The sequence below is a fragment of the Methylopila sp. Yamaguchi genome (genome assembly GCF_002897035.1).
GTDB lineage: Bacteria > Pseudomonadota > Alphaproteobacteria > Rhizobiales > Methylopilaceae > Methylopila.
Map to the genome: position 1 here is coordinate 1 of NZ_BAUX01000006.1, position 19,373 is coordinate 19,373.

At 67.9% G+C, this 19,373-nt stretch carries 19 protein-coding genes and 1 tRNA gene; 12 read left to right on the forward strand and 8 right to left on the reverse strand.

What is annotated here, in order from left to right; all coding sequences use genetic code 11:
• The first annotated feature begins 24 nt into the window (after nt 1-24).
• Nucleotides 25-1,446 carry an amidase gene (locus METY_RS08320; protein ID WP_244593571.1) on the forward strand — a complete coding sequence of 474 codons (1,422 nt, stop codon included), beginning with the start codon at nt 25-27 and terminating at the stop codon, nt 1,444-1,446.
• 269 nt (nt 1,447-1,715) lie between these two features.
• On the opposite strand, the gene METY_RS08325 is transcribed toward METY_RS08320, so the two are convergent.
• Nucleotides 1,716-1,790 (reverse strand) — tRNA-Val (locus METY_RS08325).
• Nucleotides 1,791-1,975: 185 nt separating this feature from the next.
• On the opposite strand from METY_RS08325, the gene thiD reads away from it, so the two are divergent.
• The gene (gene thiD, locus METY_RS08330; RefSeq protein ID WP_103120929.1) at nt 1,976-2,791 is read left to right on the forward strand and encodes a bifunctional hydroxymethylpyrimidine kinase/phosphomethylpyrimidine kinase; all 816 of its coding nucleotides are present in this window, start codon (nt 1,976-1,978) and stop codon (nt 2,789-2,791) included.
• A gap of 67 nt (nt 2,792-2,858) precedes the next feature.
• Here the strand turns inward: thiD and METY_RS08335 are convergent, their stop codons facing one another.
• Together METY_RS08335 and METY_RS08340 are read right to left on the reverse strand one after the other, a co-directional pair.
• Nucleotides 2,859-4,670 (reverse strand): hypothetical protein, encoded by a 1,812-nt coding sequence (locus METY_RS08335; protein WP_103120930.1) that lies wholly within the window; start codon nt 4,668-4,670, stop codon nt 2,859-2,861.
• A gap of 130 nt (nt 4,671-4,800) precedes the next feature.
• The gene (locus METY_RS08340; protein WP_103120931.1) at nt 4,801-5,649 is read right to left on the reverse strand and encodes a fumarylacetoacetate hydrolase family protein; all 849 of its coding nucleotides are present in this window, start codon (nt 5,647-5,649) and stop codon (nt 4,801-4,803) included.
• 303 nt (nt 5,650-5,952) lie between these two features.
• On the opposite strand from METY_RS08340, the gene METY_RS08345 reads away from it, so the two are divergent.
• On the forward strand, nt 5,953-7,266 hold the full coding sequence (locus METY_RS08345) for an OmpP1/FadL family transporter (RefSeq protein WP_160147328.1): 1,314 nt from the start codon (nt 5,953-5,955) through the stop codon (nt 7,264-7,266).
• Between the two features lie 229 nt (nt 7,267-7,495).
• Here METY_RS08345 and fae read toward each other — a convergent pair whose 3' ends face one another.
• Nucleotides 7,496-8,008: a formaldehyde-activating enzyme gene (fae, locus tag METY_RS08350; RefSeq protein ID WP_020184978.1), complete on the reverse strand. Its 513-nt coding sequence runs from the start codon at nt 8,006-8,008 to the stop codon at nt 7,496-7,498.
• Between the two features lie 387 nt (nt 8,009-8,395).
• Here fae and METY_RS08355 point away from each other — a divergent pair, with 387 nt between their 5' ends.
• From METY_RS08355 to METY_RS08385, 7 genes are all read left to right on the forward strand, one after another.
• Nucleotides 8,396-8,620 carry a hypothetical protein gene (locus METY_RS08355; protein ID WP_103120933.1) on the forward strand — a complete coding sequence of 75 codons (225 nt, stop codon included), beginning with the start codon at nt 8,396-8,398 and terminating at the stop codon, nt 8,618-8,620.
• Nucleotides 8,621-8,914: 294 nt separating this feature from the next.
• Nucleotides 8,915-9,352 (forward strand): hypothetical protein, encoded by a 438-nt coding sequence (locus METY_RS08360; RefSeq protein ID WP_103120934.1) that lies wholly within the window; start codon nt 8,915-8,917, stop codon nt 9,350-9,352.
• Between the two features lie 59 nt (nt 9,353-9,411).
• Entirely contained in the window at nt 9,412-9,669 is a 258-nt protein-coding gene (locus METY_RS08365) for a histidine kinase (protein ID WP_103120935.1), read from the forward strand.
• A 102-nt stretch (nt 9,670-9,771) separates the two neighbouring features.
• The gene (locus tag METY_RS08370; RefSeq protein WP_103120936.1) at nt 9,772-11,397 is read left to right on the forward strand and encodes a sensor histidine kinase; all 1,626 of its coding nucleotides are present in this window, start codon (nt 9,772-9,774) and stop codon (nt 11,395-11,397) included.
• Nucleotides 11,394-12,077 carry a response regulator transcription factor gene (locus tag METY_RS08375; protein ID WP_103120937.1) on the forward strand — a complete coding sequence of 228 codons (684 nt, stop codon included), beginning with the start codon at nt 11,394-11,396 and terminating at the stop codon, nt 12,075-12,077. The genes METY_RS08370 and METY_RS08375 overlap by 4 nt, the downstream gene beginning before the upstream one ends.
• Nucleotides 12,078-12,212: 135 nt before the next feature.
• Nucleotides 12,213-12,917, forward strand: coding sequence for a hypothetical protein (locus METY_RS08380; protein ID WP_146035689.1), 705 nt, complete (start codon nt 12,213-12,215; stop codon nt 12,915-12,917).
• Nucleotides 12,914-13,267, forward strand: coding sequence for a hypothetical protein (locus METY_RS08385; RefSeq protein WP_103120939.1), 354 nt, complete (start codon nt 12,914-12,916; stop codon nt 13,265-13,267). Before METY_RS08380 ends, METY_RS08385 begins: the two co-directional genes overlap by 4 nt.
• Nucleotides 13,268-13,408: 141 nt before the next feature.
• Here METY_RS08385 and METY_RS08390 read toward each other — a convergent pair whose 3' ends face one another.
• Together METY_RS08390 and METY_RS08395 are read right to left on the reverse strand one after the other, a co-directional pair.
• On the reverse strand, nt 13,409-14,278 hold the full coding sequence (locus tag METY_RS08390; RefSeq protein WP_103120940.1) for a quinoprotein dehydrogenase-associated SoxYZ-like carrier: 870 nt from the start codon (nt 14,276-14,278) through the stop codon (nt 13,409-13,411).
• Nucleotides 14,279-14,394: 116 nt separating this feature from the next.
• Nucleotides 14,395-15,486: an ATP-dependent DNA helicase gene (locus tag METY_RS08395; RefSeq protein WP_103120941.1), complete on the reverse strand. Its 1,092-nt coding sequence runs from the start codon at nt 15,484-15,486 to the stop codon at nt 14,395-14,397.
• 168 nt (nt 15,487-15,654) lie between these two features.
• Here METY_RS08395 and METY_RS08400 point away from each other — a divergent pair, with 168 nt between their 5' ends.
• Together METY_RS08400 and METY_RS08405 are read left to right on the forward strand one after the other, a co-directional pair.
• Nucleotides 15,655-16,620, forward strand: a complete 966-nt coding sequence (locus METY_RS08400) for an NAD(P)H-dependent flavin oxidoreductase (RefSeq protein WP_103121148.1) — start codon at nt 15,655-15,657, stop codon at nt 16,618-16,620.
• A 122-nt stretch (nt 16,621-16,742) separates the two neighbouring features.
• Nucleotides 16,743-17,414, forward strand: coding sequence for an outer membrane protein (locus METY_RS08405; protein ID WP_103120942.1), 672 nt, complete (start codon nt 16,743-16,745; stop codon nt 17,412-17,414).
• A gap of 84 nt (nt 17,415-17,498) precedes the next feature.
• Here METY_RS08405 and METY_RS08410 read toward each other — a convergent pair whose 3' ends face one another.
• Both METY_RS08410 and METY_RS08415 read right to left on the reverse strand, forming a co-directional pair.
• The gene (locus METY_RS08410) at nt 17,499-17,807 is read right to left on the reverse strand and encodes a hypothetical protein (protein WP_103120943.1); all 309 of its coding nucleotides are present in this window, start codon (nt 17,805-17,807) and stop codon (nt 17,499-17,501) included.
• A 126-nt stretch (nt 17,808-17,933) separates the two neighbouring features.
• Nucleotides 17,934-19,304, reverse strand: a complete 1,371-nt coding sequence (locus METY_RS08415) for an NAD(P)/FAD-dependent oxidoreductase (RefSeq protein WP_103120944.1) — start codon at nt 19,302-19,304, stop codon at nt 17,934-17,936.
• Between the last annotated feature and the right edge of the window lie 69 nt (nt 19,305-19,373).

Sequence of the window (19,373 nt, forward strand, 5' to 3'; positions counted from 1 at the left end):
TGTGGCGCGGCGGCGGGCTGAGCCGTGACGCAGGACCATTCCCTTCCGCTTGATCTTCCGGCGAATGAGATCGCGTCGGGCGTCCGCGGCGGCCGGTTCTCGGCCGTCGACGTCATGCGGGAATCGCTGAAGCGGGCTCACGCGGCCCAGGACTTCTTCAACGCCTTCGCGCTGATCCGGGAGGAGGCGGCGCTCGCCGCAGCCCGCGAGGCCGACGAGGCGGTGCGGGCAGGCCGCCCGACTGGCTTCCTGCACGGCGTGCCGTTTGCGGCGAAGGACCTGACGCCGACTGCCGGTGACTTGACGACGCTCGGCTCGTGGAGCTCCGGCGACGTCGTTCCCACCGAGACGGCGTTGTGCGTGCGACGCCTTCAACAGGCCGGCGCCATCCTGATGGGAAAGACGACGACGCCGGAATTCGCGCATTCGAGCTTCACCTGGAGCCCGCGCTTTGGAGCGACCCGGAATCCGTGGGACCCGAGCCGGACGTCGGGCGGGTCGTCCGGCGGTTCCGCCGTCGCGGTCGCGACTGGCGTTGTTCCCTTCGCCGAAGGCTCCGACATGGGCGGCTCGGTCCGCATCCCGGCCTCGTTCTGCGGGGTCGTGGGGCTGAAACCCAGCCTCGGACGGATTCCCATGACGATCCTGCCGAGCGTGTTCGACGACATCTCCCATTTTGGGCCGCTTGCCCGCACGGTGGACGACGCCGTCGCGTTTCTTCAAGCGACCGCCGGCCCGAGCGACGAGGACATCCTATCGCTCCCGCTGACGTTCGCTCCCGAGCGCACCCACGACGGGAACCTTAGGGGCAAGCGCTTCGCCCTTTCGATCGATCTCGGCTTCTACGCCGTCGAACCGCAGGTCGAGTCGGCCATCCGGCGCGCGGCAGCCGCAATGGCGGAGGCCGGCGCGGTCGTCGAGGAGGTGGCGCTGCCCTGGACGCGCGCCCTGGTCGACGAGTGGTACGAGATCTGGTGCGTGTTCATGTCGGCCTACTTCGGCGACCGGCTCGACGCCTTTCGTGAGCGCATGGACCCCGCCATGGTCGAGATCATGCGGCGCGGCTTCGCCAAGGACGCGACGTCCTACAAGCGGATCGAGCTGCTCCGCACCGCGATGTGGCGCGACATGGCCCGGCTGTTCGAGACCTATGACGCGCTGCTCTGCCCGACTTGCGCGGTGACGGCCCCGCCGGTGGCGATGAAGGACGGCGACTACTTCGGCGAGGACGCGGCGGGGCGCCTGATCGGCCTCGACATGACGTGCCCGTTCAACCTTACGCCGCAGTGCCCGGCGATTTCCGTTCCGATCGGCCAAGCCGATGACGGACTGCCGGTCGGCTTGCAGATCGTCGGGCGGCGTTTCCAGGACGAAGCCGTCCTCGGCGTCGCCCGGGGCGTCGAGAGACTGCTTGCTGACAGCGCCGGGAGGTCTGAGGCTCGCTGACTCCAGCGCTCCGCCAGGCCGGGCCTTGTCCCGGGCGAGCAGTGGCTGAGACGTTCGTGCAGCGAGCCGCCCGCTTAGGGCGCACGAGGGCGGCCGTGCGCCTAGAGGATCGCCGCGACCTTGTCGACGAGATCCTCGAGCCTGAAAAGCGCGACGACGACGATTGCGACGCCGTCCCGCTCGAAAGATCGCCGATCGAACATCAAACGCTCCAGGTTCAAGTGAACCTGCCAGCGCTTCCTCGAACGGCGGCTAGACCCTGGGAAAAATGGTGCCCGAAACAGGGATCGAACCTGTGACCCCACCCGTGTGAAGGGTGTGCTCTCCCGCTGAGCTATTCGGGCGCCGATGCGGAACGGCCGTCGTTTACGCCGTATCGAACCGGATTTCAATCGCCGTCGCGCGCGAAGGCCGCGATCGATCGCCGGTCCCCATCGACGGGCTGTTCGGCGGCGGCCTCCCTTATGCGGGCCGTCCGTCGAGGGGAGGAGCGCTTGGCGGCGGATCGCCGCACGGCTAAGAGACGGGCATGACCACGCCCATCGCCCTCACCATCGCCGGCTCCGATTCGTCCGGCGGCGCAGGGATACAAGCCGACCTCAAGACCTTCTCGGCGCTGGGCGTCTACGGCGCGTCGGTGATCGTCGCGCTCACGGCGCAGAACACACGCGGCGTGACGGCGATCCACGACGCTCCGGCGGCCTTCGTCACCGCGCAGATCGACGCGGTGTTCGACGATCTGGCGGTCGGCGCGGTGAAGATCGGGATGGTGTCGCAGAGCGCGACGATCGAGGCGATCGCCGCCGCTCTGGAAGCCCGCGCCGTGGCCGAGGTGATTGCGGATCCCGTCATGGTCGCCGCCTCCGGCGCCAGGTTGCTGCAGCAAGACGCGGTCGAGACGCTGAAGCGCCGCCTGATTCCCCGAGCGCGTCTCCTGACGCCGAACTTGCCGGAGGCCGCCGCTTTGCTCGGCGGCGCGGCGGCCGGCGATGAGCGGGAGATGGCGGAGCAGGGCAGGGCGCTTCAGGCGCTGGGGGCTCGCGCCGTGCTCGTGAAGGGGGGGCACGCGGAAGGAGCCGACAGCGTTGACGTCCTTGTGGACGAGGACGGCGGCGTGACGCGTTTCGTCGCCGAGCGCCACGTCACGCGCAACACCCACGGCACGGGCTGCACCCTGTCCTCCGCCATCGCCGCTGAGATCGCTAAAGGGAGCAGCCTGATCGAAGCCGTGGCGACCGCGAAGGCCTACGTCAGCGCGGCGATCGCCGCCGCCGACGACCTGACGATCGGCGCCGGCCACGGACCGGTGCACCATTTCCACGCGTGGTGGCCCGAGCGCAGCTGATCCGCCGTCCGCGACAGGCCGGCCGTTAGCCCCCTGCCGGGGACGGCCGCTGTCGTGCCTCGAAGTCTCACACCACGAGGATGTCGGAAGCCTCGACCGTTGGCTTGCCGGTCAGCGTCGCAATCAGCACCGCGGCCTGCGTCTCGTCGGAGCCGTCCGCGTCGTAGAAGAGGCTCCCGGTGCGCGCGTCGTAGAGGATCCGCTGCTCCGATGTCGTCGCCTCGGACCCGACGCCGAAGGCGTCTTCGGTCAGCGCGCCGGCGGATAGGGCCGTGAAGATCGTCGAGTCGAAGGCGAGGACGTCTTCGGCATGGGCGAAGTCGACCACCCGATCCTGTTCGCCGACGGGCGAAGGGAAGTCGAACGCGAAGGTGTCGGCGCCGGCGTCGCCCCGCAGAACGTCCGCGCCTGCCCCGCCGATGAGCGTGTCGTCGCCCGCGCCGCCGAACAGCCGGTCGTTTCCGTCCTGGCCGAAGAATGTGTTCGCCGCAGCGTCGCCGGTGATCGTGTCGCCGAAACCGGAGCCCGCCACGGTTTCAAAGTTGGTGACGCCGCCCGTCCCGATGGCGCGGCCGGTCTCGAGGTTGACGCGGGCCGCAGCGCCGTAGAGCGAGTAGTCGAGCGCGTCGTCGCCGGCGCCGCCGTCGCTCAGGCCGCGGATGCTGGAGCCGGCGTCGATCGCAAGCACGTTGTCGCCGGAGCCGAACAGGATGGCGTTTCCGCCGCCGCCGAGAATGCGCCCGCTGTTGATGATGACGTCGTCGAAGTCGCTGACGATCTTGATGGCGTAGCTCGATCCGCCCTGGATCGTGCCGGCGTTCTCGATCGTGGTCTCGAACGGCGCGTCGCCCTGGGAGCTGTCGTCGATGAGAATGCCGAGGCCTGCGCCGTAGATCCGCGCGCCGGCGAAGTTCGTGATGTCGCCGCCGCCGGCTGCGATGCCTTCGGCGGTGTTCGGCAGACCGTCCGATCCGGTTCCGCCGGCGCCAAGGCCGCGGATGACTCCGTAGTTCTGGATCGTCGCCTCGCCGTCGATGTCGATCCCGTCGCCGTCGCCGTCGTTGACGCCATCCGGGCCGCCGCCGTTGTCGGCGCCGCTTGTCGACCCATTGATGTCCGAGCCTGCGGCGTCAGCGAAGAAGCCGGTGATCACGCCGTAGTTGACGACCAGCCCCGTGCCGTCGGACCCCACGCCGGAACCATTCCGGCCCACGATCGACCCGCTGGCCTCGTTGATCACGCCGACGGAGCTGTCCAGCCCCGCGTTGATCCCGTGGCGGTCGCCGACGATGACGCCGCCAGCGGCGTTAAAGATGAGCCCGCTCGCTCCATCCTCGATCTGCACGCCGTCGGCGCCCTGAACGTAGCTCGCCGCAGCACCCCCGCGGATCGCGCCGCTGTTGACGAGTTGCATGCCCCCGCCGATCCGGATGCCGTCGGAGATCTGGGAGACGATGGAGCCCGCGTTGTCGACGTTGGCGACAAACTCGCCGCTGGCGGACGCCAGATCGAGGGCCTGGCCTTCCGCGGAAACGATCTTGCCGTCGACCCCGTTGGTGATCTCCAGCGTGCCGGCGCTCACGGCGCCGGCCTGTATCTGGATCGCATCGTCGACGGCGACGATCGTGCCTTGGTTGTCGATGAGCGCTGTGAGATCGGCGCCGACCCCGCTTTCGAAGCGGATGGCGCGGCCACCCGAGGCCGTGTTTTCGATCAGGCCGTCGTTGTGGATCTCGGCGCCGTCCGGCGCGCTCGAGAAGCGCACGGTCTGGGCGTTGGCTGCGACCGAGAAAATCCCGTCGACCTGCAGCGTGTCGCCGCCCGTCATGGTGAGGCGGGCGGCGAGCGTTTCGCCGGCCGCGACCGAATAGGCCGTCATGAGGTGTCCCCGTGCGCTTACGCCGTCGGAGCGACGAGCGTCGATTCTCTAAAGCGCTGCGGACGTTAGTCTTGCCCCATGACGCGCCGGCGACAAAGCGGGTCCGCGCCGCCGCCGTCCTCGTCGGGCTTCAGCCGCCGTAAGGGACGACGGTCTGGCGCTGCTCGCCCAAGAGATCGATGCCAAGGGACACGACGTCGCCAGCCTTGAGGTACTGCGGCGGCTTCATGCCCATGCCGACGCCGGGGGGCGTGCCGGTGGTGACGACGTCGCCCGGGTCCAGCGTGAGGAAGTCGCTGATGTAGCTGACGAGATATTCGATGTCGAAGATCATCGTCGACGTCGAGCCGGTCTGCTTCCGCTCGCCGTTCACGTCCAGCCACATGCCGAGGTTCTGAAGATCCGGGATCTCGTCGAGGGTCACGAGCCAGGGCCCGAGCGGACCGAAGGTCGGGCAGCCCTTGCCCTTCATCCACTGGCCGCCGCGCTCCACCTGGAAGTGGCGCTCCGAGACGTCGTTGCAGATGCAGACGCCGGCGACGTGGGACAGCGCGCCGTCCTTCTCGACGTTTTCCGCTCTGTCGCCGATGACGAAGGCGATCTCAACCTCCCAGTCCACCTTCTGGTGGGTCTTGGGCAGGATCACGTCATCGTTCGGACCGACGATGCAGTTCGGCGCCTTGTTGAAGAGGATCGGCTCCTCGGGGATGGGAAGGCCGGTCTCGTGCGCGTGGTCGACGTAGTTCAGGCCGACGGCGACGAAGTGGCGAACGCCGCCGACGCAGGGGCCGAGCCGCGCGCCCGCGGGCGCGAGCGGAAGGGAGGCGGGATCGACCGCGCGGATCCTATTAAGTCCGGCGGCGGTCAGAGCCTCGCCGGCGATGTCGGGAACGATACCGCTGAGGTCGCGGATCGCGCCGTCCTTGTCGATGATGCCGGGCTTCTCAGCGCCTGCGGGACCGAATCGCACGAGCTTCATGACGTCTCCTCATTTCATCGGCGCGCGTTGTGCGTGACCTGAACTTTTGCGCGCGGATCATGCGGTCCGACCCGCGCCGCGGCAAGCCATAGCGCCGCAGGCTTAGACTTTCGACACCTAAACCTCGCGGAACGTTGCAAAATGTGGTGCCCCCGCGCCACTCCCGCGGCGAAACGGTGGCGGAATCTAGCGCGATGGTTGTTCGTTAGAATCCGCCGCGTCACGGTCGACGGACGCCGTCCAGCGAGACGGAATCAACGACCGGCTCTTTCGCAGGGTCGGCGCGCGTCGAGGGGAATGTTCATGGTCGCGACCTCCATCCGCCGTAGACGGCTCGTTTTGGCCGGCGCCGCCACAGCGCTGTTGGCGGGCGCCTCGTCGACCGCGTTCGCGGGGGCGTTCGGTCTGCGCGAGCAGAGCACGACCGGACAGGGGATGTCGTTCGCCGGCATGGCGGCGGGCGGCGGCGACTCGATCTCGGGGATGTTCTGGAACCCGGCGGTGGTGAACCAGGTCGCGACCTTCCAGAGCGAGCAGCACGTGACCGGCGTGTTTCCGTCGTCGAAGATCGACGTGAGCGACGCGACCAAGCGGAACATCGGCGCGGTGACAGGCGGGACGGGCGCCACCGGCGACTCCGGCGACATCGGGCAGGGCGCGCTGCTGGCGGCCGGCTACAACGCCTATCGGATCAGCGACAAGGTCGCCTTGGGTCTCGCCGTAACGGCGCCGTTCGGCCTGGTGACCGACCCGCACCAGTCTTGGGGCGGGCAGGTGCTCGCCCGCTCGTCGAAGGTCATGTCCGTCAATGTCTCGCCTACGCTCGGCGTGTCGGTCACCGACTGGCTGTCGATCGCCGGCGGCGTGCAGATCCAGTACTTCGATATCCGGCTGCGGCGCGCGACCGGCCTCCTGCCGACGTCGCCTTCGGCGACGCTGACCGGAGACGACGTAGGCTTCGGCTTCACCGCGGGCTTCACCGTGACGCCTGCGGAGGGCACCTCGGTTGGCGTCGGCTTCCGTTCGGCGATCAAGCACAAGCTCGAAGGCAAGCTCAAGACGCCGCTTGGCGATTCGAAGATTGACGCGGACGTCACGCTGCCTGAGACGGTCTCCGTCGGCGTGCGGCAGGCGATCACGCCCGAGCTCACGATCCTCGGCGGCGTCGAATGGACCAACTGGAGCCGTCTGAGCACGATTCACGTCAAGGCGCGGAACGGCGGCGCGACCTTGACCTCGCTTCCGTTCGAGTACGAGGACGGGTGGTTCTTCTCGGCCGGCGCGGAGTACGCCTTCTCGCCTGAGTTCACCGGGCGCGCCGGCGTCGGCTACGAACTTTCGCCGATCACCAACAAGAACCGTGACGTCCGCCTGCCCGACGCCGACCGGTGGTGGCTGTCGGCGGGCGGGACCTACAACTATTCCGACCGCCTGTCGTTCGACCTCGGCTACTCCTACGTCTTCGTTCCCGGCCGGTCCAAGATCAACGTCGACCTTCCGGCGCCGCTGCCGTTCGATTTCGAGGCGACCTCGAAGTCCAACGTGCACATCGTCTCTGCGTCGGTGCGCTACAAGTTCGGCGCAGAACCGGCTCCGGTGCTCGTCACCAAATACTGAGACGGATCAGCCGCCAAACTGAAAAGGCCCCCGGCGAAGCGCCGGGGGCCTTTTCAGTTTGAACGCCAAAACGGCAGCGCTGCGCGACCGTCAGAAAAAGGAAACGGCCCGAAGCTTGCGCTTCGAGCCGTCGCCGTCAGTCTTACTTACCAAATAAGATCGCGGCCAACCGCTGGAGCAGGCCTGGAGGCTTTGCTGCAGGCGGAGTCTGTCCAGGGTGGTTTCCGCTCTACGCGTTCGAAGCGAAGGGGTGCTTCGCGGTCGCCGACTGGGCGACGACGTCCTTGGCCTTCGGCTCGCCGGCGACGGCGCGCTTGAGGGCTTCCTTGGTCGCTTCGTAGTTGTACTGCTGGATCTTGGCGTCGTCCGCCGCTTCCCAGTGAATGAAGACGCCGACCGAAATGAACAGGTCGTCGGCCTCGTCCTCGGGGATCGTGCCGTCGGCTACGCAGTCGACGACAGCCTTAGCGACGCCGTACTGCGCCGGGCCAAACATCTGAACGGCCTGACGGGCGTCCTTGATGGTGACCTTGTTGAACAGGATCGTGTTCGGCTTGGCCAGCAGGTTGGGGGTCACCACCGCGAGAAGCGAGGTGAAGCCGTCCTTGTTGTTGGTCAGAGCGTTCACGAACGCCGACTCGGCGGTCGAGCCGCGCGGTCCAATGATCAGGTCGATGTGAGCGACCTCGTTGCCGTCGCCGACGAGCGACTCGCCGATCAGGGTCTTGGTGATCTTCGCCATAAGCATCCTCCCAGGTTAAGCCATGGTGTTGCCGGCGCACCCGATGAGCGCGCCGACCGATGCCCTAGGCTATCTTTGCGTCTGCGTTCGGTGGGAGCCGAACCGGTTGACCCGATAGCGCCATGCAGGGGCATGCGGCGCGCACACTAGTCGGGACTTCCCGGCGACCGCAAGCGCTTCTTAGGGAGCGCTCCATATGCCGCACGCGACGACCTGCCGCTTCGAGCGCCCTTGAAATCGTCGTCCGGCTGTCACTGCAATGCAACATAACGTTGTTGCGACGCAAAATAATAAGCGTAGGCTTAGGGTGCCCGAGGGGAGCCCTCTTGGGGTTCTCGCGCGCATGGGCGGCGCTGTGGCGCGCCGCGTCCAAAGGGAGCCTGACCGATGGATCTCGTCCTGATGGTGTGCCTTCTTGCGTCCCCGGAAACCTGCCGTGAAGAGCACGTGGCTATCGGCTACGAACTGGCCGATCCCCGCATGTGCATGGCCGGCGCTGTTCCCGTAATTGCGGAATGGTCCGAGACCAACCCGGACTGGCGCGTCGCGCGCTGGAAGTGCGGCCGTGCGTCGCGCGCCGCGGCGCTCGATAGCAAGATCGGCGCAAACTGAGCCGTAAGCTCTTCATCATAAGAAAAGAATAATACTTAGAAGAGTGGACGACGTACTTTCTCGTGTTTAGTCTTGCAGGCCAAGACTGGGACGGGATGCGCCCGATGCTGCGGTCCTTCGTTGTGGCGTCTTGGTCTTTTGACTGAGAACGTCGCGATGGGCGACGCGGCTCATCCGGGCGGCGCGGCGCGTCGGACCTCCGCGGAAGGGTGACGTTTCGTCTCCGGTCTTGGCGACGGATCTTGGATCCCAACGACATGTCCGCATCTCAAGCGGACCAACGCGGAGAGAACGATGCTCAAGAGATTGGCGGGCGCGGCGACTGCGGTCGCACTCGGCCTCGCGGCCGCGCCGGCGAGCGCGGCGGACCTCGCCAAGGGCCGCACGACCCTTCCGGACCTGGTGCTCGGCGAGGAAAACGGCAACGACTACGCCGTCAGCCAGAAAGACTACGAACTTGAGTCGGGCAAAGCCTATCAGCTCGACATCGTCTCGAAAGGAGGCAAGGAGTATAAGTTCTTCTCGCCCGAGTTGTTCCGTCATATCTGGATTAACCAGATTGTGATTAACCATCTCGAGATCCACGGGCCCGGCGCGCCGCACCATCTGGAGTGGGACGACGCCGGCGCGATCCGCATCGAATTCGTCGTGATTCGGCCCGGGGACTTCAAATGGTGGATCGACGGTCTCGAGTCGCGCGGCATGACGGGGACCTTCAAGGTCAAGCCGTGACGGCCGCTCAGAACAAGGCGCGCCAAGCGCCGATTTGCGAGAGGGAAGGAACGACTGGCATGACGAAGATGACGGCTCTGGCCGCGGCGTTTGCGGTGATCACGCTCGGCGCGGGCGCCGCCCACGCAGACGACGCGTCCACGTGCGATCAGGGGATCGCGATGATCGAGGCCGAACAGGCCAAGACGCATCCGGCCCCCGTCGCCGAGGCGCTCAAGACCGCGTTGCGGGTCGCGAAGCGCGAGAAGGGCGAGAAGGAATACGACGAGTGTCTCGACGCCGTCGCCGACGCCAAGAAGGCGCTCGGAGCCAAGTAAGTGACGCGTTCCACAGGGACGGCGGCGTCCGCGCCCCGTCCCATCGCTCCCCCGGACCGTCGACGGCCCCGCGCCGCCGGCTCTCCAGAAGGCGTTCGCCGGATGTGGCGCTCGATCTTCAGATCGCTTCGGGTCCGCATGGCCCTGCTGCTCGCAACGGCGGTGCTGACCACCGCCGCGGCGGGGCTGGCGGTCGCGCTCACCTTCAAGGTGGCGGACGACCACGTCGAGGAGCTCGCCTCCGCTCAGCGCCGGCTCGAACTGCTCTCGGCGATCTCCAGCCGCGTGGGCGACTATGCGCTCGTCGCGCTGCAGACCACGGAATCGCAAGGCCAGCCCGACCGGCTCTCGCTGCCGCGCAAGCGCGTGCAGGAGACCTTCGTGCGGCTGGACGAGGAACTCGCGCGCGCGGTGGCGAGGGCGCGTGACGAGCAGGGCGCGACGATGGTCGCGGCCCGCAGCCGCGTGTTCGCGCAGATGCGCGGACGCTTCGACTTTCTCGACCGGCAGGCCCTGCAGTCGATCCGGGAGGCGCGGGAGGGGCAGGGCGGCAACGTCGAGCGTCTGCGCGTCGCCCTCGACAGCTTCGCCGCGAGCTTCGGACCCGGGCTGTCCCAGGCGATCGGCGAGGAACGCGCCACCGCGCGCGAGGCTGAGGCCGCGATGGCGGGCCTGCGCTCCGCGCTGGTTCCCGGAGCGGTGATCGCGGCCGGCCTCGCGGCCTTGCTGGCCTTCGTCCTCTACCGCGCCATCGCACGGCCGCTGGTTTCGCGGATCTCCGACGTTGCGGCCGCTGCGGGCGAGATCGCCCGCGGCGACAGCGGGATCAGGCTGAAGGTGCGCGGTCACGACGAACTCAGCCTCGCCATGATCCGCTTCAACCGCATGGCCGCGCAGCTCGCCCGCCGCGAGCGTCGGCTGATGGAGGCGCAGGCGCGGCTGCAGGAGATCGTGGACGAGCGGACGGCGGAGCTGCGGGGCGCAAACGAGCGGCTAACCGACGCCGACCGTGCGCGCCGACGTTTCTTTACGGACGTCAGCCACGAGCTTCGCACGCCGTTGACGGTCATCCTGGGCGAGGCGGACGTGACGTTGCGCACCAAGGGCGGCGTCGAAGAGCTTACCGCTGCGCTGACCAAGATTAGGGGACGCGCGAAGGGCCTTCACCGACGCGTCGAGGACCTGCTTAGGGTCGCGCGTTCGGAGAGCGGGCAGCTCGAGCTCGAGCTCGAGCCGCTGTCGGTGAACGACCTTGTCGCCGCCGCGCGGGCCAGTCTCGAGCCTAACGCGCGCGCCCGCGGCGTGGCGCTGACCGCCGAGCTTCCGCCCTTCGATCTGCAGGTCGAGGCCGACGCCGACTGGCTGCGTCAGGTCGTCGAGGCGCTGATCGCGAACGCGTTGCGTCACACCGCCTATGGCGGCACGGTCCGCGTCATCGGCGGAATCGATTCGGAGGGAGCCGTCACGGTCGCGGTCGCGGACGACGGCGAGGGCATCCCCGAAGCCGATCTTCCTCATGTCTTCGAACGGTTCTACCGCGGCGCGTCCGAGCGCGAGGGCTCCGGTTTCGGCATCGGCCTCGCCTTGGCCCGCTGGGTGGTGGAGCGTCACCAAGGGACGATCGCGATCGAGAGCCGCACCGCCTCGCCGGAGCGCGCCTCCGGCACCACCGTTCTCATCCGCCTTCCCGCGCTGACCCATCGCCTCGTGATCGGAGCACGCTCATGACCATCCTGATCGTTGAAGACGACGCCGACATCGGCTCGGTCCTGCGGCGGGGCTTCGCGGCCGAGAGCTACGACGTCGAGCTGGTCGCCGACGGCGATTCCGCGCTGGCGGCGGCGTCCGGCAAGCCGCTCGCCGCGATCATCCTCGACGTGATGCTCCCCGGCCGGTCGGGCATCGAGGTCTGCAAGGCGCTGCGCGCCGCAGGCCAGACCGCGCCGATCATCATGCTGTCTGCGCGCTCAAGCGTTTCCGAGCGCACCGAAGGCCTGCTCGCCGGCGCCGACGACTACATGGTTAAGCCGTTCGATTTCGAAGAGCTGCTGGCGCGCGTGAAGGTGCAGGAGATGCGCCGCGAGAACGACGGGACGGACCAGCGTCACCTCATCGTCGGCCCCTTGGACCTCGATCTCGAGACCCGGGTCGCGACGAGCGCCGAGGGCTCCACCCGTCTCACCGAACGTGAGGTCGACCTGCTCGCCCTGCTCATGCGCCACGCCGGCGAGCCGCTGGCCCGCGCCGACATCTTCGCGGCGCTGTGGGCCGGGCACGGCGGCGCTTCGCTTAACGTAGTCGACGTCTACATCGGCTATCTACGCCACAAGCTCGCGGACGCGACGCCCGACGGCGCCCGGCTGATCGTCACCGTGCGCGGCCGCGGCTTCATGTACGCCCCGGACTGACCGCGCTCCTCCCATCTGCCGAGCGCCGCCGGCATGGCGCCGGGGCGTCCGCCGGGCCATAATGAGCGTATTCTGAGAACACGGAGCCCGCCGGTTGACCGCGCGAGAAGCTCCTTGGCAAGGGAAGCGTTCAAAATGTTGAAGTCAGTACGTCGGCGTGTCGCCGGCGCCGCGGCGTTGGCGTTGGTGCTCGCTGGGACGTTCGGGCCAGCCGCCCAGGCCGCGCCGACCCCCGAACAGTTGGTGTTCGAGCAGCCCTTCCTCGCGGCGTTCGAACCGGGCGCGTCGATCTCGTACCGGTTTTCCCGGGTCGCCGACGACGCCAACCTCGCGCCTTCGTTCGAGGACGTCGTGACGCTGAACGTCGTGAAGCCGGACGACGCGCGCGACGGCGGCAAGGCGGCCGTGGTCCAGCTGTTCTCCGGCCGAAAGGCCCGCTCGTTCGGCCCGATGCCCGTCACCTACAATCCGGTGGTGCTGGTCCTGCTCGAGCAGGACGTGGTCGAGATGCAGAAGGTTTTGGGCGGCAGCCCTTATTACATCCGAGGCCGGATCCGTGACGCGCTCACTTCGGCGGAGAAGGTTGACGAGGTGAAGGTCGACTACAAGGGCCAGTCGATCGACGCGTGGTCGATCAAGGTTTCGCCGTTCGTGAAAGACCCCAATCGCGCCAAATTGAAGGACTTCGCCGACCGGACCTACGAGATCACGTACTCGGACAAGGTGCCGGGCGGCCTTTACGCCATCCACACGGTCACGCCCAAGGCGGGCGCAGCGACGCCGCTGCTCGTGGAGACGCTGACCGTCACCGGCGAGAGCGAAACGGGAGCCAAGCCATGACGTTGAAGGTTTCGCTGATCGCGGCCGCGCTGTTCTGCGCGGTCGGAGCCGGCGCCGCGCAGGCGGCGGTCGGCGAGGATTACCCAACCGCCGAGAAAGCCGACTACATCTTCGGCTGCATGGCCGCTAACGGACAGACGCGCGAGTCGCTCGACCGCTGCTCATGCTCGATCGACACTATCGCCACCATCCTGCCCTTCTCCGAGTACGAGCAGGCCGAGACGGTCCTGCGCATGAACAAGGTGGCCGGGCAGTCGTCGGAAGTGTTCCGCTCGACCGGCCAGTTGCGCGACGTCGTCTCGACGATGCGGCGCGCGCAGGCCGAGGCCGAGGTGAAGTGTTTCCCTTGAGCCTCGCCGGCCGCCGGGTCGGGGCGGCGGCTGACGCCGCCGGCCTCACGACCGGGCCAAGTACGCTCCGATCGACGAACAAATCATCAGGTCGCGGGGACGCGCGCGCCCCGCGACCTGATGTTGGGAACTACGCTAAGCTCACGAGCCCGGCTTCTTCTGATCGAGCGCGCCCGAGAACTGCACGCCCTCGGTGTCGCTCGCGGCCACCGTCACTCCGCCTTTGCCGGCGGGATAAGTGAACGAGATGGCCGGGTCTTCGCTGAGCGAGATGCCGCCCTCCATCGTGAACACCGTTTCCTCGCCCTGCTTGACCACAATGTGATTCACGAAGCGAGCGGGAACGTAGGTCCGGTTGATAGGATCCATCTGCAGACCGGAGAAGTTCGGATGGCGGATCATGAGCTGCGCCTGCGACATGCCGGCGTTCGCTTCCGACGGCTTCTCCGAAGCCTTCTCGGTCACGCGGCGGAACTTCATCTCGCCGAGATGGGCCAGCGCCTGGTCCTCGTCCTTGAGCGCGGGGGCGGAGCAGCCGCCGCTCGCCTTCACGAAGCGGGCGGCCATGTGAAGCTTGCCGTCATCCGTCTCGACGACGGCGCGGACGGAGGAGTAGGCGTTGACGCGCAGCCGCGTCGACAGGGCGAACTCCTGGCGCTTCTGGCCGAGCGTGAACGTGGCGGCGACCGGCGACGGGTTTTCGTCGACGATCAAGGTCAGCTTCGCGATGCTGCGGGGATCGTTCTCGGGGAGCCTCACCTGCACGTCGATCGGAACCACCGCGGCGTCCTCCGCGCGCTTGGGCGCGTCGAGAATGACGAACGGGCTATCGGCCTCGATCGGACGAGCGCCGAACGCGTCCTCCTTGAAGGTCGCGAACGTCTTGTCGGTGTCCTCGGCGCGCGCCGGGGGCCCTGCCAGCGTGGCGGCGCAGCCCAAGGCTGCAAGCGCAAGAGCGCCGCGACGAAGGGCGCGAGCGGACGACGAGAAAGGCGACAGGCGCGTGGACATTGAGGTCTCCCGGATCGAACGCACGCTTCGCGTGTGTCTTGGTCGGTTTCCCAAACCATTGTACTACGAAACCATGCGTCCTGTCGGATGACTGGCCGAAGTGCTTAAAGCGCCTCTCAACGCACGACGGTGACGCGCTTCGCGGCTCGCGTCAGGCCGGTGTAGAGCCACCGGGCGCGGTGCTCCCGGAAGGCGTAGCTCTCGTCGAAGAGCACGACGTCGTCCCATTGCGAACCCTGCGCCTTGTGAACGGTGAGCGCGTAGCCGTAGTCGAACTCGTCCGACCGCCGGCGCTGGGCGAAGGGGATCGCCTCAGCGTCGCCCTCGAAGAAGGCCTTCAGCACCGTCACTGAAACGGAGCGGCGGCCGAGGTCGTCTTCCGGGCTCAGGTCCATCTTCACCTTGGTGGCGTCCGATGACTTCAGCCGCTGCACCTGGAACACGCCGCCGTTCAGCAGACCCTTGGTTTTGTCGTTCCGCAGGCAGACCAGCTTGTCGCCGACGGCGGGAAGGGGATCGAGCAGCCCCTTCAGCTCTCGCAGACGGCCATTGTAGAGCTTTCGCGTCTTGTTCAGACCCACCAGAACCTGATCGGCCGAGGTGACGTCCTCGGTCGTGATCTCCCGTCGCGACACGACGCGGCTTTCGCCGTAGGGGCCGTAGTCCAGCGTCCCGCCCTCGCGGATCGCGAGCGACATCCGAATGATGGGGTCGTCGACCGCCTGGCGATGAACCTCGGTCAGCATGGCGTCAGGCTCGGCCTCGGTGAAGAAGCCGCCGCCCTTCACCGGCGGCAACTGCGCCGGGTCGCCCAGCACCAGCACTTTGGTGCCGAACGACAGCAGGTCGCGGCCGAGCTCTTCGTCCACCATAGAGCACTCGTCGACCACGATCAGGTCGGCCTTGGCGGCGGCGCCGTCGCGGTTGATCGCGAAGGAAGGGCCCTCCTCGTCGCCGCCGCGCGGACGGTAGATCATGGCGTGGATCGTGGTCGCGCCTTCGCACCCTTTCGAGCGCATGACGAGCGCAGCCTTGCCGGTGTAGGCGCCGAAGGCGACGTCCCCGTCGAGATCCTCGGCCAGATGCCGGGCGAGCGTGGTTTTGCCGGTGCCGGCGTAGCCGAACAGGCGGAACACCTGCTGCCGCGGCCGTTTCAGCCAATCGGCCACGGAGGCGAGCGCCTCATCCTGCTGGGGGGACCACCGCACGAACCTTGCGACTCCTCGAGGGTGCTGACGACCGACGCCTTGTAGCAGAGTCGGCCGTCCCGGCGAGCGCAGCCCTTGCGCGTTCTGGTCCGCGCCGAACGAACCGGGGTATGGCTGGGCCGCGAACAGACGCGCCGCCGGTCGACGGCGGCGGAGGGGGAGATCTGGATGCCGATCCCGAAGGTGCTTGAAGGACGCCTCGCGCTGCCGGTGGTCGCGGCGCCAATGTTCATCGTGTCGGGGCCGGAACTCGTCGTCGCGCAGTGCAAGGCGGGAGTCGTCGGCTCGTTTCCCGCTTTGAACGCGCGACCGCAGGACCAGCTCGATCTCTGGCTTACGCGCATCCGCGCCGAGCTGGAGGCCTATGCGAAGGCGCATCCCGACCTGCCGGTCGCGCCCTTCGCGGTGAATCAGATCGTCCATGCGTCCAACGCTCGTCTGCGGCAGGACATGGAGACTTGCGCCAGGCATCGCGTCCCCATCGTCATCACCTCGCTGCGGCCGCCGAACGAGGTCGTCGAGGCCGTCCACGGCTGGGGCGGAATCGTCTGGCACGACGTGATCTCCGTCCGCCACGCGCGGAAGGCCCTGGAGGCGGGCGTTGACGGGCTGATCCTGGTCTGCGCCGGCGCGGGCGGCCACGCCGGCGCCCTCAGTCCCTTCGCGCTGCTGCAGGAGGTGAGGGCCTTCTACGACGGGCCGCTGCTGCTGTCCGGCGCGCTCGCGACCGGCCGCGCGGTGCTGGCCGCCCAGGCGGCGGGCGCCGACCTCGCCTACGTCGGCACCCGCTTCATCGCGACCGAGGAGGCCAACGCGGCCGAGGCTTACAAGCGGATGCTGATCGACGGCGCCGCGAGCGACATCGTCACCTCCTCGCTCTTCACCGGCGTGAGCGGCAACTATCTCAAGCCCTCGATAGCTGCCGCCGGCCTTGATCCCGACGCGCTGCCGGGCTCCGACAAGACCGCCATGAACTTCGGCGCGATCGACGCGAAGGCTTGGCGGGACGTTTGGGGCGCGGGCCAGGGTCTCGGCGCGATCACGGACGCGCCATCGGTCGAGACGGTCGTCGCCCGCATGCGGGCGGAGTACGCCGCAGCGCGAGCCGATCTGGCGGCGCGCTCCATTTGGTGATGCTCGTTAGCCACACTGCCGACTTTCGCGTCGGGCGGTGCTCGACTTTTCATCCTCCGTCGCTCATTTCACCGCCTAAGCGCGGGGGTCACCCGCGTCCCACTCACGTTTGGGGGGAAGCCATGCTTCGTCACCGTCTCGCCGTCGCCGTCTCGGCCGCGGCTCTCTCCGCCCTCGCCACCGGCGCTTTCGCCGCCGACCTCCCGGCCTACGAGCCGGCTCCGTCCATCGCCGTGCCGTCCTTCACCTGGACCGGCGCCTACGTCGGCGTCCAGGCTGGCTATGGTTGGGGCGACAGCAAGTCCCGTGCGCTCGGCGGAAGCGTTAAGACGAGCCCCGACGGCTTCGTCATTGGCGGCTACGCCGGCTACAACTATCAGTTCGACGGCTCGCCGGTCGTGATCGGCATCGAGACCGATTTCAACTACTCCGACGCGGACGACAAGCGGACCGTCTTCGGCTTCCGCGGCCGCAACGAGGTCAACTGGACCGGCGCCACCCGCGCTCGTCTCGGCTACGCGTTCGACCGGTTCCTCGTGTACGGAGCGGCCGGCGTCGCCTACGCCGACCGTGAGCTGCGCGTCGCTGGCGTGGGCAAGGACAGCAAGACCGCCATCGGCTGGACCGTGGGTGGCGGCGTTGAGTCGGCCGTTACGGACAACGTCGTCGTTCGCGCTGAGTACCGCTACTCCGACTTCGGCAAGGATAAGTTCCGCATCGCTGGTGTTCGCGCCAGCAGCGACTACACCGAGCACCGCGTGATGGCTGGCGTCGCTTACAAGTTCGGCTGGTAATCTCTCAGTCGGCTGAATTAAAAGGCCCTGCAGCGCGAGCTGCAGGGCCTTTTTCTATTCAAAGCAGTCAGCGCTGAGGTGCCGTTAGGCGCGCCCGGCCTTGCGCGGCCCGCGCTGAGACAGGGCAGACTTGATGACGCGCGACGCGGCGTCGACCTCGCGGGTGAACGCGGACTGGAGGCCCGCCAGCCAGGCGTCGATCACCGCCTCGGACTCGCCCGCGATCTTGAGGCTTGCGGCGCCCGCCTTGACGCGGCGGTTGATGCCCGCCCGAAGCTGAGCCCTCTGCTCGTCGGTTGGGTTCTCCCGGCTCTGGCGGATCGCGGCGCGCGCGAGCTCGAGTCCGACCGTCGCGCCTTCGGCGCGCGCCTCCGTCTCGCGATCTGTCGTCACCGCCGTCTCCCGAAGCCCGACTCGGGCAGACGCAGTCTTCGCTGATTCCTTCCCGGATCGCACGCGGCGGGCGCCGTGGTCGCCCCCGATGGCGCAGCCGGTCGGTCAAACGCGCGAGGTGGGACGTCAAATATTGGCCGCGTCGCGAAGCCGGTACCAGGATTCGACCAGAGGGACCGCGGGCTTCGCAAGCTTATGGAAGCGGTGGCTCGGGAAGGCGATGTCGCTGAAGGCGCTGGCGCCCTCGGGGCGCCCGAGCATCTGGAGCGCGATCTTCCGCCCGAAGTGCGTGGAGCGCGACACGCCGGTCCCGCAGTAGCCCATGGCGTAGTGCACGCCCTCGTCGGTCCGGCCGAGATGGGGAAACTCGTCGAAGGTGTAGCCGATCTGACCGCTCCACGCATGGCTGACGGCGACGTTCTCGAGCGCCGGGAACGTGCGCAGCAGATCGCGCGCGAGATGGGCGTAGGCGGCCGCCGAGGTCTTCGACGCCAGATGGTTCGACCGACCGCCCCAGATCAGGCGGTTTTCGCCCGGCGCGGGGCGGAAGTAGAAGAACACGCGGTTCGAGTTCCCGAACATGCGCTTCTTCGGGAAGATCGCGTCGAACAGCTCTTGCGGCATGGGTTCGGTCGCGATCTGCGCCGAGACGATCGGCACGATGCGCTTCGCGAAGAAGGCGCCGACATTCCTGGTGTAGCCGTTGGTTGCGACCAGAACGTCACTGGCGTCGATCGTCAGGTCGTCGAGGCGGACGGAGCGCCGCCCGTGTTCGGAGACGATGTCCCGGACAGCAGCGTTCCCGCAGATCACTGCTCCGGCCTTGATCACCCTGTCCATCAGGCCGGCGTGATAGCGTCCGGGATGAAGCCCCGCGTCCTGGGGCAGGAGGGCGCCGCCGTGGAACAGGTCCGAGCCGATCTCGCTCGCCTGCTCACACTTTGGGATCATGGCGGTCTCCACGCCGGCCCAGCGCGTGAGATCGGCCATGTCGCGGGCCATGCTCTCGTAATGCTCGGGCCGCATCGCGCCGCGGAAGCGACCGCAACGCGTGAAGCCGCATTCGATCTTTTCACTCGCGATCAGGGCTTCGATGCCGTCCAGCATCTCGACGCCTTCGCGCAGCAGGTCGACGGCCTTCCGTTCGCCCATCATCGCGATCAGCGTGCGGACGCGAAACTTCTGGTTCCCGCTGCCGACCTGGCCGCCGTTCCGGGTGCTCGCCCCGAAGCCCGGGACGCCGGCGTCGAGAACGACCACCTGACGACCGGCCCGGGCGAGAACCAGCGCCGCTGACAGGCCGGTGAAGCCGGAGCCGATGACCACGACGTCGGCCTTCGCCGGTGGTCGCGAGAAGCCGGACGACATCGGCGGGGCCGCAACCCACCAGTAAGGGGTCGCGCCGACCTGCCCGCGGGCGCGCCCGCGCGCGAGATCACCCAGGGTTGGGCCCTGCGCGCTGAACGCTGCGCTTGCCTGACTCCCAGACGTCGACATGCCCGCTCTCCCGCGCCACCCGAGCGGCCTTGATACACCGAAGACGCCCGCGTAGCGCCTGCCGCGCGG